The organism is Deltaproteobacteria bacterium (genome assembly GCA_005879535.1).
Taxonomy (GTDB): Bacteria; Myxococcota; Myxococcia; order Myxococcales; family 40CM-4-68-19; genus 40CM-4-68-19.
Window position 1 is genome coordinate 1 of record VBKI01000068.1, and the last position, 17,226, is coordinate 17,226.

The 17,226-nt window shown below is 64.8% G+C and carries 16 protein-coding genes, 1 tRNA gene and 2 pseudogenes; 12 read left to right on the forward strand and 7 right to left on the reverse strand.

From position 1 onward, the window contains the following. Both E6J58_14410 and E6J58_14415 read left to right on the forward strand, forming a co-directional pair. Positions 1-450 (forward strand): BrnT family toxin (locus E6J58_14410; GenBank protein TMB36095.1); only part of this gene is annotated, 450 nt, incomplete at its 5' end. A gap of 19 nt (positions 451-469) precedes the next feature. Continuing rightward, complete coding sequence (locus E6J58_14415; GenBank protein TMB36096.1) at positions 470-997, forward strand: hypothetical protein; 528 nt, start codon at positions 470-472, stop codon at positions 995-997. Between the two features lie 106 nt (positions 998-1,103). Here E6J58_14415 and E6J58_14420 read toward each other — a convergent pair whose 3' ends face one another. Then, positions 1,104-2,579, reverse strand: a complete 1,476-nt coding sequence (locus E6J58_14420) for an ATP-binding cassette domain-containing protein (GenBank protein ID TMB36097.1) — start codon at positions 2,577-2,579, stop codon at positions 1,104-1,106. A 5-nt stretch (positions 2,580-2,584) separates the two neighbouring features. After that, positions 2,585-3,571: an ABC transporter substrate-binding protein gene (locus tag E6J58_14425; protein ID TMB36098.1), complete on the reverse strand. Its 987-nt coding sequence runs from the start codon at positions 3,569-3,571 to the stop codon at positions 2,585-2,587. Positions 3,572-3,685: 114 nt separating this feature from the next. Between E6J58_14425 and E6J58_14430 the strand changes: the two genes are divergently transcribed. The 4 genes and pseudogenes from E6J58_14430 to E6J58_14445 all read left to right on the forward strand — a co-directional run bounded on the left by E6J58_14430 (position 3,686) and on the right by E6J58_14445 (position 6,265). After that, complete coding sequence (locus E6J58_14430) at positions 3,686-4,051, forward strand: helix-turn-helix domain-containing protein (GenBank protein ID TMB36099.1); 366 nt, start codon at positions 3,686-3,688, stop codon at positions 4,049-4,051. Between the two features lie 91 nt (positions 4,052-4,142). After that, positions 4,143-4,445 (forward strand): annotated as a pseudogene (locus E6J58_14435) (addiction module toxin RelE). Positions 4,446-4,507: 62 nt separating this feature from the next. Next, on the forward strand, positions 4,508-4,777 hold the full coding sequence (locus E6J58_14440; protein TMB36205.1) for a helix-turn-helix domain-containing protein: 270 nt from the start codon (positions 4,508-4,510) through the stop codon (positions 4,775-4,777). Positions 4,778-4,903: 126 nt separating this feature from the next. Then, entirely contained in the window at positions 4,904-6,265 is a 1,362-nt protein-coding gene (locus tag E6J58_14445; GenBank protein TMB36100.1) for a sensor histidine kinase, read from the forward strand. 856 nt (positions 6,266-7,121) lie between these two features. Here the strand turns inward: E6J58_14445 and E6J58_14450 are convergent. Continuing rightward, the gene (locus tag E6J58_14450) at positions 7,122-7,442 is read right to left on the reverse strand and encodes a hypothetical protein (protein TMB36101.1); all 321 of its coding nucleotides are present in this window, start codon (positions 7,440-7,442) and stop codon (positions 7,122-7,124) included. A 131-nt stretch (positions 7,443-7,573) separates the two neighbouring features. Here E6J58_14450 and E6J58_14455 point away from each other — a divergent pair, with 131 nt between their 5' ends. The 6 genes and pseudogenes from E6J58_14455 (at position 7,574) to E6J58_14480 (ending at position 14,073) form a co-directional block, all read left to right on the forward strand. Further along, entirely contained in the window at positions 7,574-9,208 is a 1,635-nt protein-coding gene (locus E6J58_14455; GenBank protein ID TMB36102.1) for a hypothetical protein, read from the forward strand. A 230-nt stretch (positions 9,209-9,438) separates the two neighbouring features. After that, on the forward strand, positions 9,439-9,978 hold the full coding sequence (locus E6J58_14460) for a hypothetical protein (protein TMB36103.1): 540 nt from the start codon (positions 9,439-9,441) through the stop codon (positions 9,976-9,978). Then, positions 9,845-10,261 (forward strand): helix-turn-helix domain-containing protein, encoded by a 417-nt coding sequence (locus E6J58_14465; GenBank protein TMB36104.1) that lies wholly within the window; start codon positions 9,845-9,847, stop codon positions 10,259-10,261. Before E6J58_14460 ends, E6J58_14465 begins: the two co-directional genes overlap by 134 nt. Positions 10,262-10,324: 63 nt before the next feature. After that, a pseudogene (locus E6J58_14470) lies at positions 10,325-10,616 on the forward strand (nucleotidyltransferase family protein). Next, positions 10,558-10,881, forward strand: a complete 324-nt coding sequence (locus E6J58_14475) for a DUF86 domain-containing protein (GenBank protein TMB36105.1) — start codon at positions 10,558-10,560, stop codon at positions 10,879-10,881. The pseudogene E6J58_14470 and the gene E6J58_14475 overlap by 59 nt, the downstream one beginning before the upstream one ends. Positions 10,882-11,553: 672 nt before the next feature. Next, positions 11,554-14,073, forward strand: a complete 2,520-nt coding sequence (locus E6J58_14480; protein ID TMB36106.1) for a hypothetical protein — start codon at positions 11,554-11,556, stop codon at positions 14,071-14,073. A gap of 67 nt (positions 14,074-14,140) precedes the next feature. Here the strand turns inward: E6J58_14480 and E6J58_14485 are convergent, their stop codons facing one another. The 4 genes from E6J58_14485 to E6J58_14500 form a co-directional block, all read right to left on the reverse strand. Further along, positions 14,141-14,266, reverse strand: a complete 126-nt coding sequence (locus tag E6J58_14485; protein ID TMB36206.1) for a hypothetical protein — start codon at positions 14,264-14,266, stop codon at positions 14,141-14,143. Positions 14,267-15,005: 739 nt separating this feature from the next. Continuing rightward, a tRNA-Gly gene (locus E6J58_14490) sits at positions 15,006-15,081 on the reverse strand. 44 nt (positions 15,082-15,125) lie between these two features. Further along, entirely contained in the window at positions 15,126-16,745 is a 1,620-nt protein-coding gene (locus tag E6J58_14495) for a hypothetical protein (protein TMB36107.1), read from the reverse strand. Then, a complete protein-coding gene (locus tag E6J58_14500) occupies positions 16,746-17,156 on the reverse strand; it encodes a hypothetical protein (GenBank protein TMB36108.1) in 411 nt (136 codons plus the stop codon). Between the last annotated feature and the right edge of the window lie 70 nt (positions 17,157-17,226).

Here is a 17,226-nt window from a genome sequence, read left to right on the forward strand (position 1 = left end):
GAGGTCGAATCGCTGCTCCGGTGCACCGTCTTCCTCGCGGACCGTATCGTCGAACCCGCTCACGACGAGCCGCGGTGGCTGCTGCTCGGGGAAACCAACAAGGGACGTCGGTTGGCGCTCATCTTCACGCGACGTGGCAGCAAGCTTCGGCCCAGCAGCTGCCGCCAAATGCGGCGAAACGAAGGGAGGCTCATGAGGAAGCGAAACTCGAAAGTGGTTCCGAAGAAGGCCGCTAAGCGCGACCGGCAGATCGAGGAATTCGAGAGTCGGGATCTCGGAGACGACATCCGGGCCGCTGGCGGCCTCCGGGCGATCCGCAAGACCTTGCCGACTTCGATCGTGCTCGAGCAGGACCTGGTCGACAAGCTGCGCGAAAAAGGCGCCAAGCGCGGCCTTGGCTACCAGACGATGCTCAAGCTCATCGCGCGCGAGCACGTGGACGAGTACTGAGTGCCACGGCGCGTACGCTATGGAGATTTCAAAGCTTGAGGCGGCATCGCGCCTGCTTGACACCGCAATCAGGTCGTTTTTCGAGGGAGCTGACGAAGTGGCGGTTCACTCGCTTGCGGCCGCATCGCTGAATATTTTTTCGGACCTCGCCGAACACGGCGGTAACTCCTGGCGCGCTCATCTCGGCGACGATTCAAAGCTCTCGGCGCGGGAGGTGAAGCGCGTCCTGAACAGAGCATGGAACTTCTTCAAGCACGCTGATCGAGATCCCGACAAAACGCTTCACTTCGAGGAGATCGACAGCGAGCACCTGATGTTCGTCGCCGTCCTCCAGTGCGGTGAGCTTCAAGCAACGACCTGCTGCATGCAGGCCTTCCAACTCTGGTACATCGCCGCGCACCCAGCTCACTTTCCGAAGAGCGAGCCCGTTTTCTCCGAGGCAATGAAGTTGTTCCCCGACTTCGAGACCTTGTCTTCGGCAATGAAGATTCGACGAGGAGCCGCTTTCCTGCACGAACATTGCCCGCCGCAGGCGCGCGCCGAGTAGCAGCGGCACTCTTGCGCATTCCGTGCATGTCGGCTGAACCGCGATGGCAACCGAAACTCACCGCAACATCCGGATGCTGGACGGGGCGGAGCCGCGACGGTAGCCGTCAGCGCTGCGGCGCCGACATCCCCCAGCGCACGACCGTGGCGCGCTCGAGCCAGCGGAACAGCAGGTTCTCGACGAGAAGGCCGATCACGATCACGGTCACGAGTCCCGCGAATACAAGTTCCGTGTTCATCTCGAATCGGTTCTGGTAGATGAACCAGCCCAGCCCCCCCTGGCTCCCCGCGACCCCGAAGACCATCTCCGCCGCGATGACGGTGCGCCAGGAGAACGCCCAGCCGATCTTCACGCCCGTGAGGATGTGCGGGAAGGCTGCGGGAAGCAGGATGCCGGCGACGAAGTGCCATCCGCGAAGTCCGAGGTTCTGCCCCACCTTGCGCAGTGTGGGCGCCACGGTCACGAATCCCGTGTACGTGTTGAGCGACATCGGCCACAGCACCGAGTGCACGACCACGAAAATCAAGGAACCGGTCCCGAGCCCGAACCAGAGGAGCGACAGCGGCATCAAGGCGATCGCCGGCAGGGGATTGAACATCGAGGTGAGCGTCTCGAGGACCGCAGAGCCGGTCCGCGTCGTCACGGCGACGCCGGTGAGCGCGAGCGTGAGGACGGCTGCGATGCCCATCCCGGCCAGCAGCACCTGGAGCGACTGCGCCGCATATCCCGGCACCTGGCCGTTCTCGACCGAGCGCGCGAACGCGCGCAGCACGGTGGACGCGGGAGGGAACAGCAACGGACTCACGTGGAACGCGCGCGTCGCCAGCTCCCAGATGGCGAGCAGGGCGGCGACGACCGCCACCTTCGCGAGCGTCCATCGCGCGCGCGGGCTCATCCGGCGAGCAGCTCGTCGACGGCGCGCTGCACTTGCACGGCCGAGGCCGTGTGCCGCGATCCGGCGGCAGGGTTGTCGACCATGCCGCGGACCTGAGTGGGTCACGAAGAGCAGCGTCGTCCGCGCCGCGCGCAGCACCGCGAGCAGATCGTCCTGCAGCTTGCGGCGCGTGATCGCATCCAGGCTCGCGAACGGCTCGTCCATGAGCAGGATGCGTGGAGATAGCGCGAGCGCGCGGGCGATGGCCACGCGCTGCTTCATCCCGCCGGAAAGCTGGTGCGGGTGAGCTTGCGCGAACCCGGCGAGGCCGACCAGCTCGACGTAACGCAGCGCTTCCGCCTTGGCCTGCGCGGCGGCCATGCCGCGGGCGACGCGCAGCGGATATGCGACGTTGCCGAGCACCGTGCGCCAGGGGAGCAATTGGTCGAATTCCTGGAACACGACGACGCGGTCGGGTCCGGGGGCGAGCACCGGTTTCCCGTCGAGCTCGATCGAGCCTCGCGAGGGCCGGAGGAATCCCGCCATCGCCTGCAGCAAGGTGGACTTCCCGCATCCGGACGGTCCAAAGAGGACGAAGCGTTCGCCTTCGCGCACTACCAGCGAGACGCCGTCCACGGCGGTGAAGGAACCCTCGTGCCTCTCGTAGGCGAGGGCGACGTCGACGACCCGCAGCAGATCGGCGGCCATCGCGTTCAGCTGCCCGGCAGCTCGTGCAGGTGCGGCAGCGCGTAGTCGCGCCAGGACGGCCGGGCCGACTTCAGGGCCCCGATCTTCACCATGAAGGAGACGAACCGCGACACGCCGTTCGGCGTCATGGTGTAGCGGATGCCGGGCTGCCGGACGATCTCCGCGATCTGCTCGGCGGTCGAGCTCGACTTCTCGCTCTTGACGTAGATCCGCGACGCCTCCGCGGGGTCGCGTGCGATGAGCTCCATCGCCTCGCGCATCGCCGCGACGAAGGCGGCGAGCAGCTTGGGGTTCGCCCTGGCCCACTGCTCGCTGGTCCAGACGAAGTTGAAGTTGTGGGGCCCGCCCATCGGCTGGTAGCTGTCGAACACCTTCGCGATCCCTGGGCGGCGCAATTGCTCGTACTGGTAGGGCGGGCCCGAGAGGTGGCAGGTTATCTCGCGGCGGGAGAGCAGCGCCGCGGTCGCGTCCTCCTGCGACATCGAGACGACCTGCCGGTCGAGCTTCCGCGCGTCGCCGAGCTCCTTCTCCGCTGCCATCTGCAGGATGATGTGCTGGACCGAGCCGATCGCGGGCAGCGCGATGCGATCGTCCGGCTTCAGGTCCTTCAGCGACCGGATCCCGGCCCGGGCGCAGTTCAAGTAGAGCGGCATCTCGTTAAGTGCGCCCACTGCCTTCCAGTCGAGCCCCTTGTCGATGGCGAGCGCGAACGGCGGGAAACCTCCCGACCCGACGTCGATCTGCCCGGCGATCATGGCGTCGCGGATGACGGGGCCCGAGGTTAGCTGCCGCCACTCCACCCTCACGCCCGGCGCGCGCTTCTCGATGAGGCGCAGCTCGCGCATCACAATGAGCGGCAGGTAGGCAAGGCCGGGCTGCTTGACGATGCGCAGCTCGCGCACTTCCTCGGCGCGTGCGGGGGGTGCTCCCGACGCGAGCACCAGCGCGAGCGCGAGCAGGCGGCGGGCCAAACGCACCTCCGAAGCGACGATGACCTTGTATCACGCCGCGTGCGTCCAGGACCTGGCGGCGGGCGAAACGCACCTCCGAAGCGACGATTGTTAACACGCCACGTGCGTCCAGGACCTAAGGGCAGATAAGTCAGGATGGAACGACCGGCCCGATTCGCTGGGCTGGATTACGCCAGGCGCGTTGCCCATGCCGGCGCGAATCAGGGGAGAACATCGGGTGATCGTCCTCGCCGCGGCGCTGCTGTCCGCCGGAGGCAGCCGCCAATCGGCGCCTTCGGGTTTTGCAGCCTGTTTGCTTCACCCGTGCTGCAAGGTTTGATCACAGTCCGCGAGGTCGCCAAGCAACTCGGCGTGTCGACGACGACCGTGTACAAGCTCTGCACGACGCGCCAACTGCCCTGCATACGCGTGCTCGGCGCGATTCGGATAGCCCCGGCGGACGTCGCGGCGTACATCGCGCGTGAGGGACTTGACAATCTAAGCCAGTATTGGCATATTTAGCTAGGTAAGCTCGACCGAGAGCGAACCGACGCTGAAGCCCATCGTCTGGATCGGGAGCAGCAAGGATGACGTATCCGAGCTCCCCACGGAGGTGAAGCTCGTGTTCGGCCATGCGCTCTACCTCGCTCAAATCGGCCGCAAGCATCCCGACGCCAAGCCGCTCACCGGAATCGGGCGCGGTGTTCTCGAGGCGGTCGAGGACTTCAACAGGAACACTTACCGGGCGGTCTACAAAGTCCAGCTCGGCGGCCTAGTGTACGTGCTTCACGTCTTTCAGTAGAAGTCGAAGTCGGGCAAGGCGACACCGAAGGCTGACATCGACCTGATCAAGTCGCGGCTCAAGTTGGCGAAGCAGGACCACGAACGGCGAACCAAGGCAAAGGGGAAGTCGTGAAGACCAGGACCGGAAAGAAGCAGAGCACCATCACCGAGGGCAGCGGGAACGTCTTCGCCGACATGGGCGTACCCGAGCCGGAGCACGCCCTCGCCAAGGCCAAGCTCGCCGCCAAAATCGCCGCTGCGATCGAGGAAGAGGAACTCACTCAGACGGAAGCGGCCGAGCGCCTCGGAACGGACCAGGCGAAAGTGTCCGCCATCATCCGTGGCCGCCTCGATCAGTTCTCGACAGAGCGGCTCCTGCAATACGCCCAGATGATCGGCTACGACGTGGAGATCCGCTTCAGCCGCCGGCACCAGAGGACTGGGCACTTGCGAATTGGCACGTAAAGTTCGTCCGAGAGAACGTCGACGAATACAAAAACGCGCAGCTAACGCTGGTGTGACGCCCTCGCAGCGTCTCCTGCTCCGTCGGTCTCTTGCCGGCGGCCCATACTTTCCTTAGATCCAGGACCGATGGGCGGTAGCGAGCCGGTGCCGCCTGCGGTTGGCGCGCCGACCGCAAGGCGTTTCATCGTGGTGGCCGTCGGAATAGCCGCCTGTTTCATGGGCGTCACTGCATATTCACAAGCCGTGCAGCGTGACGTCGATCGGGACGCCGACGACATTGCCTACAACGCGGTACCGAGTGTCGAGCGTCTCTCCGCTGCGCGCGCCGAGCTCCGTCATCTCGAAGCGCTGCTGGCACGCGCGCGAATCGACGGGAACCTCGCCGCCATCGGCCGCTCACGCGGCGCCTTTCACGATGACATTGCCGAGTACCTGGCGTTGCCCACTTTCCCGGGCGAGCGCGAGCGCTGGGACGCGGTGAGCACCGTGCTGGAGAAATTGGAGCAGGTGGTCTCCGGCATCTTGGCCGGCGAAAACTCCGCAAGAGTCCAATTGCCCCAGACGGTCGATCTTGCCAGCGCAGCGATCGCGGGATCGATTGAATTCAACGCAGCGCAGGCACGGCGACTGGCCATCCACATCAGAATGCTCCGCCGCCGATCCCTGATCACCGGATACCTACTGGACGGCCTCGCCGCCGCGCTCGCGTTAGCCGCCAGCCTGCTTCTCTTGCGTGGCGTGCGCCAATATACCGGTCTTCTCGAGGCTTACGGTTCGCTCTTGCGCGACCGCGCCGACGAACTAGAACAGTTCTCGGGACGGGTGGCGCACGACATCTTGAGCCCTCTGGCCACGGCATCGATGGCGCTGGGAATCGCCGGAGCAGCGGCGGGTGCCGATGAGCGGTCGAGGGCCGCCGCTCAGCGTGGGATGAAGAGCCTGCAGCGCGTGCAGCTCATCGTGAATGGATTGCTCGATTTCGCTCGCGCCGGCGCCCGGCCCGCACCTGGCGTAAGCGTTGAGCTGAAACCCGTCCTCGACGACTTGGCTGACGCACTCGGTATGGCCGCCCGCGAAAAGCAAATCGATCTGGCGGTGGAGCCGGTACCTTCTTGTGCAGTGGCGTGTAGTGCCGGCGTCCTCACCAGCCTGATGGCAAACTTGTTGAACAACGCCATCAAGTACATGGGCGAGGACGGGCACGAGCGAAGAATCACCGTGCGCGTGCGCGATGTTGGGCAACTGGCCCGTGTCGAGGTGGCGGATACTGGTCCGGGCATTCCCCGCGAGCTTCTGCCGACTCTGTTCGAGCCTTACGTTCGTGGCGCTACCGGCGGCAAGCCGGGCATCGGGCTGGGGCTCGCAACGGTGAAGCGGATCGCGCAGACCCATGGTGGCCGCGCGGGCGTCGAGTCCACACCCGGCGAAGGGAGCTGCTTCTGGTTCGAGCTTCCCAAGGTGGCTCGTCGATCAACGGACCAGAAGTGATTGGGTCGGGCGCGCTCGCTGGCAGCTCGGGAATGGCTTCGCGCGGAACACGGAACCGATTCAGCACCTCCTGCGCACTGATCAGCGCCGATAGAGAACTGCCCATCAACTTCTCGGTCGATCGTGCTCGAGCAGGAGCTCGTCGACAAGCTTCGCGAAAAAGGCGCCAAGCGCGGCCTCGGCTACCAGACGATGCTCAAGCTCATCGCCCGCGAGCACGTCGACGAGTACTGAAACCTGCCGGCCTGCGCGCAAGAGCGCGACCCACGTGCCGCGCCCCACGTCGGCGCCGGAAACGCCTGTGCGGCGCACCAATCCCACAGGATGCTTCAGGACAGTTCGCGATACAGCTCCAGCTCTCCGTGAGTCTTTCGCTCGGTCAGCTCGCGCATGAGCCCAGCGATGGACCACTCGGCTGCGAAACTTCAACCGATCGGCTACCTTGAGTAGAGATTGAAAGTTCTTTCGCTTACCAGAAGATGCTGAAGGTGATCATTCGCGAGCACGTCGACGACTATTGAACCTCGCTGGCGGGCGCGACGGTGGTGAGGCTCGACTCCAGGTTCTCGGGACTCGCTTCACTTCTCGTCCGCGTACACGGCGGCGAGGTGCTGTATCTGTCGCTGGAGACGTCGGTGAATGCACGGTGACACTTCAGGCCATCGGGAGCGCGTTCTAGCCGGTCTCAAAATCGGCGGTTGCGCCAAAAATGAGGCCCCCGTGCTTCGTGGGGGCTCTGCTCCGAGGGGCCGCTGAGACATTCCGTTTGGCCCGGTTCGTGATCATGACGCCGCCAGATGGGTCGCGGCGGCGGCGGGCATGCAGAGGTGTGCCATCGTCGGGCGTTGCGGCGAACTCAGCATATCGCCGCCGCGAGCCCGACCTGACTCTGCTTCATCAGACGGTCCGCGCTGATCTGAAGAAATTCCTTGCCGAGATGGAACAACGAGGCGACGGCGCGGGACTGCCCGGCTTCGTCGTCGCGGAGTTCGAGCGTTACCTCGCTTGCGGCATCCTCGCCAACGGCTTTGCTCGCGTCCGCTGCAGCTCCTGCGGCGACGAGCTGCTGGTCGCCTTCTCCTGCGACTTGCTTTTCGCCGCACGCCCGCCCGAGACGACCGAACGGCTGTACTTTCGTGTGCGGCTGGGTGTAGTCCGCTGCCGTCGCGCTCTGCAAGGCTGATCGCGATGAAGGAAGAGGAGGGCGAGCTGACAGAACTTCGCTTATCTGTGCTTCCCGCTTGATCTCCTTCTACGTCAAGTTGCACTGGGAAGGCGTGTAGCCCGTAGGAGCAACACGCTACGGATATGCGCGACGCTTGCGGGCAAAACGCCTGGATGGTTGGAGGAGCGATGAACAAGCACAAGCTATTGAGGGCACTTGCAGTTGCAACCGTTGGCGTGCTGGGTCCGTTGGTCAGCACTTCTATCGCATTCGCCGACTCGTTTCCGGGATCGGTGTCCAAAGCCAATTGTGGTCCTGGGGATCATACGGAAAGCGGATTACAAGGCGAGACAACGGTGGAAGAACGTTTCAGCGGCGATTCCGAGCGCGCCTACAACTGCAATCTGGAACTCGTGGGCCAGGAGCCCCAAGCTGAGTTTGAAGGAGCATTTTCCCAGGATGGACCGGCGTACAGCGGTGACTGCGCCTACTATGGAACGGACCGTGCTGCCACTCTCCAAGGCGTCAAGGTGATCGATGCCTCCGACCCCCAGCATCCGCGGGTGAGCGCGCACTTGACCGATACCCCCGCGGCGCTTGCCCCGCACGAGACGGTGCAGACCAATGATCGAAGTGGCCTCCTCGTGGCCGCCCAAAATAATGGGCCGGACTTTGCTGTTTATGACATTTCCGCCGACTGCCGCCACCCGGTCCTGCTGGCCCACATCCAGCTCCCGGGCAGCCAGGGCCACATGGGCGCCTTCGCCCCGGACGGCCGGACGTACTACCTCACCCAGGGCGGAGCCACCAACCGCACCCTGCACATCGTGGACCTCTCCGACCCATCGCATCCGCAGGAGCTTCCCCCCTGGAACTTCCTGGGCGATGGCAAGCCCCACGGGCTAGAGCTCAACCCGGAGGGCTTCGAGCCCGGTGTCCACGAAGGGACGCGGGTGTACGCGGGGCAGTCCGGCAATTTCCCCTTCACCCCCTTCAGGGACGGGCTGGTGATCGAGGACGTCAGCGACTATCAGTTCCGTCGCCCCAATCCGCAGATCCGGATTGTCAGCACGCTCTTCTGGCCGGACCAGGGGGGAGCCGAGGCCATGATCCCCGTCAAGATCAGGGGGCGCCCGTACCTCATCAGCACGGACGAGTCCGGCGGCGCGGGCGGCGCGGGCGGTTGGGCGGCCGCGTGTGCCCGGGGGGCCTCCGCGTTCGGTTATCCCAATATCATTGACGTCGGTGACGAGACGAACCCTAAGATCATCGCCAAACTCAGGCTGGAAGTGAACGACCCCGCGAATTGCTCAGCGCTACTCGCTGAGACGCCGCCGGATCCGCCCGGAACCGCGCCCGGGACGAACTTGCCGGCCATCTCAGGGACGACCAACTACAGCGAAGAAACATGTGTCGCTGACAATCCCAAAAATGCGAAGATGCTCGCTTGCAGTTTTCAGAATGCACAACTGCGCGTTTTCGACATTCGCGATCTTTCCCATCCCAAGGAGATTGCGTACTGGAAGGCAGGGGCTGTGCGGACAAGGGTCCTTCCCGCATCAGGGAGCTGGGCGCCGGGCTCCGATCGAACCGTGGATAAGATTGCGCATTGGGTACGCTGGGTCAAGCGGAACGGCAATGGCCAGGGCAAGGGGAACGGCAACGGAAACAAGCTGGAGCTCTGGACCGTCAGTGATGGCCACGGCTTTCAGGTGCTGCGTTTCACCGAGAACTTCAAAGGTAAACACCGGGACCTTTTCGACGACTCCGACGATTAATCGATCGTCGGCATAAGTCAGGCCGCAATTCGATGTACAAACTGGCTCAGCCGCGAACCGGCTGGGCCAGTTTTCATTGATGGGGGAATCAGCGGAGTACGCGCTCTTGTCGCCGAAATCCCGGCGTTCCATTTACGCTCGACTCAGGCGAGAGCAAGCCGATAGATCAGTTGAGGTACCTGTCCGTGCGTCGGGCCCCTTGGCGAAGCGGCACCGGCCCTGACGGACGAATGCGCTCCCAAGAAGCTGACCCGGAGACAATTGTGCACGCACTCGCGCGCGCCGGCCTCGTCGACTACTGGGTCCACACCTGCCGCCGCTGCAAACGCCGAGGAGAGCCTCACAGCGAGCGCCAAGCCGATGGGGACCTCCGCCCTTGCCCTCGCTGCGGGATGAAGCTCTGGCCCACCGCGAAGGTGCGGCCGATGCGCTTCCACGACCGGCGCCACACCGCGGCCACGCTGCTCCTGCGCGAACGCGTCGATCCGCACCGCGTGCAGCGCCTGCTGCGGCATCGGGACGTGAAGACGACCACGGGAACGTACGGGCACCTCGTCGTCGAGGACCTGCGCGACGCGATCAACCTGCTTCCGCCGTCGCCGTTTGCTGCATCCTTGCTCGAAGACCCCGAGGTCGATGCCTGCTCGCGTGCAGAATTCGACGATCGGGAACGAGGAGAATCAGGGAGTTGGATTGGAGCGGGAAACGGGAGTCGAACCCGCCACCCTCAGCTTGGGAAAGCGAATCGGTCGGTTTGTAGGCGCATGTAGGCATTCACAAGCCGTGGCACGTATTGGTGCTTCTAGATCCGGTGAATTGCATTCAGTATCTTTTGGCACAAGGTTTTGCAGGTCCGGTGCTGGACCGGTGCTGCAAGGTTTTCTGAGCGTCCGTGACGTTGCTGCGCAACTGCGCGTATCAACCGCGACGGTCTACAAGCTCTGCGCGGCGCGCGAGCTGCCACACGTACGCGTCCTGGGCGCTATCCGGATCGCGCCGGACGACCTGGCTGCCTTCGTCGAGCGTCTCCGGCGGGCTACTTCAGCAGGTTGAAGGGGCTTTTGTGCGTAGCGTACCTCGGCTGGCCTCATTCGGCGGCTGCCCTATGATCGAGTCATGACGCGCGAGGAAGCCCTGCGACGGCTCTCGGAGCATCGAGGAGAGCTCGAACGGTTCGGGGTGCGATCGCTTGATCTCTTCGGCTCCGTCGCGCGCGGCGACTCGGGGTCCGGGCAGTGATGTGGACCTCCTGATCGAGTTCGACAAGCCGGTGGGGCTCTTCCATTTCTTCCGGGTCCAGCGCAGGCTGGAAGCCATCCTCGGCCGACCAGTCGATCTGGTCATGAAGGATGCCATCAAGCGCCAGCTGCGGGCGCGGATCCTTGCCGAGTCGGTCAGTGCCAGCTAGGGACTGGCGCCTCCGCATCGAGGACATCCTGGCGGCGGTGGAGCGCGTGCAGCGGTACACGGTGGGCATGGACCTCTCGTCCTTCATCGTGGACGAGAAGACCGTGGATGCCGTCAGCTTCTGCTTCGGCGTCATCGGTGAGGCTGCGCGCCACATTCCAGAGGACGTGGTCGCCGCCAATCCCGACCTGCCATGGCCGGAGATGCGCGCCATGCGGAACGTCGTGGTCCACGAATATTTTGGGGTCACGCAGGAGACGCTCTAGAAGACAGCACGCGAGGACCTCCCAGCGCTCGTCGACCGACTGCGTCGCTTGCTGGCCGAACCCGAGCCCTGAGTAGCGCGCCTGAGATCGGGCAGGGGGTTCAGAGACCGCGCCGGGTCTACCGGGATTCTATCGGCTATGACGCGCGCGCCATCCGAGTTGTGCTGGCCGGGTCGCCTAATCCGTTGAAGCGACCCTCGGCGATGGCCGTTAGATGGTGCTGCTCCAGTCGCACCCAACTGCTGCGCCGCCTCGCCACCCTGGTCCCACCACGGCGCAGCGACCACATCCAATGCAAGGCGTCTTTGCGCGGCCTCGTACTGGAGCAATCAGGTTATCTGCGCAGGTGCCGCTCGAAGCCTGGCGAGTGAGCAGGACCGCTTGGTTCAGACGTTCGTCCGCCCTTCCCCTAGCGCAGCGTATCGTCCTAGGGTGCAAGTCCTAGGGCGAGAGTCGGGGGAAGATCGGCTACTCGGGCGAACACGAAAGGGCGCGCCTTTACTGCTCTCTTCGCGACCTACACCGCAAAGGTGACGATCCGCCCGGACGAAGACAGAAGGGGCATCGAGACGTCGATCCACGGCGAACTTCTAGGTGCTGACGAATACGAACTCGATCCCGTGCAAGCAACTCGTGATTTAGGCGCCGCACGCGGCCCCGCAGGAGGACCCGATGAATCGCACGTCAATCAATCACTCAGCGCTGGTGCTCTCCGTTGCGATGGCAACCGCGTGGCCTCTGTCGCCCGCAGTCGCGGACAAAGGTGGCACGCCTCACAAAGACGCCGTCCATCCGAAGTTCGGGTTGGCCGCGCCTTCGGACGGGCCCTTTCCATCGGACCGGTTCACCAAAGCCGATCCGACTCAGAACACCTGCGAACAAGTGAACCTGCCGATGCCGGACTCCACGACCGAGCCTTCGGCGCACATGGAAGTCACGCTGCTCAACGAGCTGGACGGCTTCAACACCCGGCCGCGCATCGCCATCCCGTTCGACGGCGAGATCGATCTTAGCACCGTGAACAGCGACACGATCTTCCTCGTGAGCCTCGGTGACTCGATCATCGACGGCGTGCCCGGCTGTCCGAGCGCGCGCGTCGAAACGGACGACCAAGAAACCCTGCCACGGCCGGACGCAGGCGCGGTGGTCGGCATCGATCAGGGCGTCTGGGACCCTACGACGAACACAGACCCTACGACGAAGACACTGTACGTCGAGGCGGCGGAGACGCTCGAGCAGCACACGCGCTATGTTGTATTCGTGACCCGCGGCGTAAAAGACACGACGGGTCAGCCCATCGAGACTCCGAAGGAGTTCAAAAAGGCGATCGGCGATGACGCGGACGCCGCGCCGATCGATCCGGCTTACCAGGCGGCGCTGCGGCGCGCGGTCGGCCAGGCGCACTTCTTCGGCGTGAAGCGCAACGACATCGCGGTCGCCAGTGTCTTCACGACGCTGAGCGTGACCGCAGCGGCCGAGAAGATTCGTACGGCCGTAACGGCGACGCCGCCGCCGTCGCCGGCTTACTTCAACATCGCCAAGGATTCCAAAGGGAACACGCATCCTGCGGTATTCGACCCCAGCAAGATCACCCGGACGGGCAACCTGACGGGGATTACGTTTCATCGCGACCGGATCTTGCCGCCCGCGTCCGTGAATACTGTCTTCCAGTCCGCCTTCCTCGACACGATGCGAGTCATTCCAGGTGCGATCAAGACGCTGGCCTTCGGCCGTATCCAGACGCCGAATTATTTGCAAGCGGACGCCAGCATGATCCCGTTTCCGACCTACTCCGGTTCACCGACCCAGCTCGGCACGGTGGATCTCTACTTCGAGCTCATGTTGCCCTCGGAAGACCTCGAGTGCAATCCCCAGCGGCGGAAGCCGCCGGGCGGGTGGCCGGTGGTGATCTGGGGACACGCCAACAACGAGAACGGAGTGAACGGCTCGCAATCGCGAGTCGCGGCGGTCTTTGCCTCGCACTGCATCGCGACTCTCAGCTGGAACCAGGTCGGCTATGGCTTCGGACCAAACAGCACCGTGACCATCGCGCAGACGGATGGTACGTCGCTCATCTTCCCGTTTGCGGGCCGCACCTATGACCTCAACCATCCCGACAGCCAGCCCTTCCCTGGGCCGGACGGGTTCTACGACGGCAACAGCGCGCAGCCGGAAGGAGCCTGGGGCGTCCGAGACCCGTCCGGCGTCCGAGACACGCGCATCCTGTTCGACCGCGATCAGAACCGGCAGGGCATCGCCGACATCGCGCAGCTGATTCGCGCCATCGAAGTGGGCATGGATGTCGATGGTGATGGCACACGGGACCTCGATCCAGAACACGTATACTATGGTGGTCTCTCGAAGGGCGCCGTCCTGGGCGTACTCGCCACCGCTGTCGAGTCCAGGTTCAAGGCCTCGGCGCTCTCCAGCCCCGGCGGCTTCATCGTGTTCCAGAACTCGCCGGGGCGGCGTGGACCCGTTGCCGGTCTGCTGTTGCAAGAACACCACCCTTCTCTCCTCAACCCGCCGGGCACTCCCCTGATCACCAAGCTCGGAGCTCACGACTCGCAGGCGCAACTTTCCGACGGTCCGGGCCTTCTCGTCACGGCGCCGTTCTACAACGAGAACATGCCGGAGCGTGGTCTGACGCCCATCGTCAATTGTTCTTTGCGCTCCTCGACAGGAGCGACTTGCCGGAGCAGCATTCCCGGCGCGCTGGAGATCCAAGACTACTTCGAGCGCCTGGAGTGGCTCAACGCGAACAATGCGGCCGGCGCGTTCATGGAGTACCTCAAGACCAAGCCGATCAACGGCCGGGCGCGTCCCATCCTCATCCAGATGGCTCGCGGTGACCGAACCACCGTCAATCCCAACGTCGCCGAAGCCGTCCATGCCGGAAAGTTGGAGGACCGTGTGACCCTGTACCGTCACGACCTGTTTGATCCGCCCCCCACCGATCCCACGGGCCAGAAAGTGAAGTTCACGGGGGATCCGCATACGTTTTTGATTTCTACCAACTCAGAAACGTTCGGCCCTACGGTGCAGCGCCTTGCACTCCAAGCGCAGGAACAGATTGCCCGTTTCTACGAGTCGGACGGCGCCAACACTATCGACCCGGATGGCACCGAGACGTTATTCGAGACGCCGGCAGCCAGCATCCCGACCGACTTCGGCTTCGTCGTTCCTCCGTAGTCAGACAAGAGCTTGTTACTCACGACGGCGGCTCCTCACTTCGGTTGACGAGCCGCCGTTTCGCTTTTCAAGAAGGCTTCTTCGTAAGCAGCTCGGCACCGACCTTCGGGTTGGCCTTTGAGGCCGTGGCCTTCATGACCTGGCCGACGAGGAAGCCAACAATGTCGGTCTTCCCACCCTCGTACTTGGCAATGCAGTCGGGTTGTCGGCCAGCACCTTGTCGATGGCGGCCTCGATGCTGGCGACCTCGGTGGCCTGCTTGAGGCGGCGCTTGTCAAGCGTGGCGAGCCGCCCCGCGCGGCGAAGCGCAGTGCCCTCCCGCCGCGCTCTGCTCGGCTGGTGCCGAGGAGACAGGAGGAGGCGAGGCGACAGAAGTTCGCTTATCTGTCTTCTGCCCCGCCCCCCGCCTGTTCAACGCGGGGGGCGACAAGCTGGGTAATCAGTTACTCGGCTACGGTGAGGCCGTGGCGCGAGAGGGTCTCTTCGCCTCGGCGGGCGTACTCGGCCAGGACACGCAGGACGTCAGCCGTGCCCGCTGGCAGCTTCGGATGGCGCTTGAATGCCCGCGGGTAGAATGTCTCGCAGCGGAAGCGATCTCGAGGATGGTGCCAGCCAGCGCCCTGCAGAGAACCCCGCGCTCCGGGCAAGCGGACGCGATCCCGATCCCCGAAGCGCTCGTTTTGCGCTTCCACGACCTGCGCCACAGCACGGCCACGCTGGTCCTGCGCGAGCGCGTCGAATGCGCACGGCGTGCAGCGCCTACTGCGCCATCGCGACGTGAAGACGACGATGGGCACGTACAGCCACGTCGTCGTCGAGGACCTGCGCGAGGCGATCAACCTGCTTCCGCCGGCGCCGCTTGCTGCATCGTTGCTGCAAGACCCGAGGTCGACGCCTGACCGTTAGCAGCGAGAATTATCAGGGATTTGGATTGGAGCGGGAAACGGGAGTCGAACCCGCGACCCTCAGCTTGGGAAGCTGATGCTCTACCAACTGAGCTATTCCCGCTCGGGACTTCGGAGGCTAGTCGGCGCTCCTGGTCGCGTCAAGGACTACTCGACGCTCAGCGAATACGCCTGCGTCGCGCTAGCGTCCTTGTTCCGCGGGCTCGAGATTTCCAGCGCATAGTCGCCCTCCTTCAGCGGCACCGCGATCAGCTTCTCCTCTCCTTCGCCGCGCTTCGCGTCCGACGATCCGATCACCTCCGCGGGCCGGTCGCCGCGCAGCTCGTACAGGCGGAGCTGCAGATCGACGCCACGGACCGCGGACAAGATCATGCTCAACGGAGCGTGGCCCGCGCCGACGTGGAAGCGGAATACGTCGATGTCCTTGCGTGGCCAGATCCAGCCCTTGAGCTGGATGGGGAGAGAAAGAACGGGCGCCGTCGCGACGTCGTCGTTCGGTTCGCGCTCGGTCGACCCGTCGTCGGGAGAAAGCTGGACGGAAAGCCGGTACGGCGTCTGCCGATCCTCGCCGTCGCGCACCCACTTGCCGTCGAGCTGGCGCGCCGCCGCCTGTACCAGCACGTAACTGTCTCCAGCGGGAATCCCGACCGAGGGAAGCACTTCGGCCTCCCGCGGGCCGCCCTCGTTGACGCGCGCGAGCAGCCGGGGCTTCTCCGCGCCCGCGCCCGCGTCCGCGTAAGCAGCCAGCTCCAGGTCTGCGCGGTCCGCCCCGGTCAGCTCGGCGTGGAGCACCATCGGAGCGTCGGCGTGGATGCGGTACCAGTCCTGATCGCCCGCCGGCGCGATGAACCCGGTGGCCGTCTCGTGCAGCGCCGTTGCGTGCTGCGGATCGTCGTTCGGCTCGACCTCAAGATCTGCCGCTCCCGGCTCCACGGCCGCCAAGATGGTGTACGGCGCGAGGGGAGCACCCCGGCGCGAGTGACCCTTGAGGACAAGGTAGTACCCGCCGGCCGCGGCGCCTCCGTCGGGCAGTCCCCCGTCGGGGGAGTCGGCGAGATGCAACGACAGGTCGCGGACGAGCAGCGCATCGGCTCCGTGGAACGTCGCCAGCAATGACGCATCGGAGAGTGCGCGCACTTCCAGGTCCGGACGCACCCCTGCCACGGCCGTGACCTCGATGCGCAGAACGTCGGTGGCCGACGGGGTGACCTCCAGGCGATACCAGTCCTCGTCCTCCGCAGAGAGATACGTCCCCTGCACGGGCTTTCCCGGCTGCAGTGGCGTCGCATCGACCGCGCGATCGTTCGGCTCCAGCTCCTGCCCCGGCTGCGGGTCGGCGCCGAGGACGGTCAGCTCGTAGTCCTGCGGGCCCGTTCCGGAAACCTTGACGAAGCACGCTTCGACGCACGCCATCGCGGGAATGACGCCTGGATCCTCGCCGCCGGCGTGCGCGCGAAGCGTCCGGTTCCGATCGCGATCGTACGTCTCGAGAAATGCGTCGCGGGCGAGCTTGAGCTCGACCCGCAGCGCCAGCGTCTTGCCGCCCGGGACTCCCACCCGATACCAGTCGTCGTCCTTCGGCGCCTGCAACGAACCGGTCACCACGGCGCGCGCGGGGATCTGCTGCGCTCGCTGGAAGTCGTTCGGCTCCTGCTCCCGGACGCGCTCGGGAGCTGCGGCTGCCAGCGGGGATTCGGTTGGCGGCAGAGGAGCCGCCTTCTCGCGACACGCGCAGAGCAGCGCCGCGACGAGCAAAGCTCGACGCATCTACTTGCGCGCGGCCTTCGTACCCGGATTCAGCTTGACCGCGAACTGCCGGTAGAACTCGACGATTCCCTTGGTGAGCTGCTGCGCCGAATCGCCTTCCTCGGCGAAGTCAGCCGATTCCAGCCAGATCCCGCCGCAGCTCTCGCAGGTCTCGTACACCAGCGGATTGCGCTTGTGCTGGCTCTCCACCGCCAGCAGGCCGACGTGGTCAACCGGGCACTCGCCCGCGTCCTCCTCCGGGTTGGCCCTGCCGCCCATCGCCTCGAGCGTCGGCAGACCGCTGTGCAGGAGGAGCCGGTTGAGGTCTGCGACGTCGAGCCAGAGACCTCCGCACTCGGCGCAACGAAAGAGGAGACGGTCCTCTCCGTTGGTGAGCTCGGTCATCTCCGTGTTGTCGCGCGGGCAATCCATGGGTTCTTCGTGCTCCGGTCAGGAGGGTAGGACTCAAAGCCTAGCCCACCGGCTTTCCCGAGGGCAACGG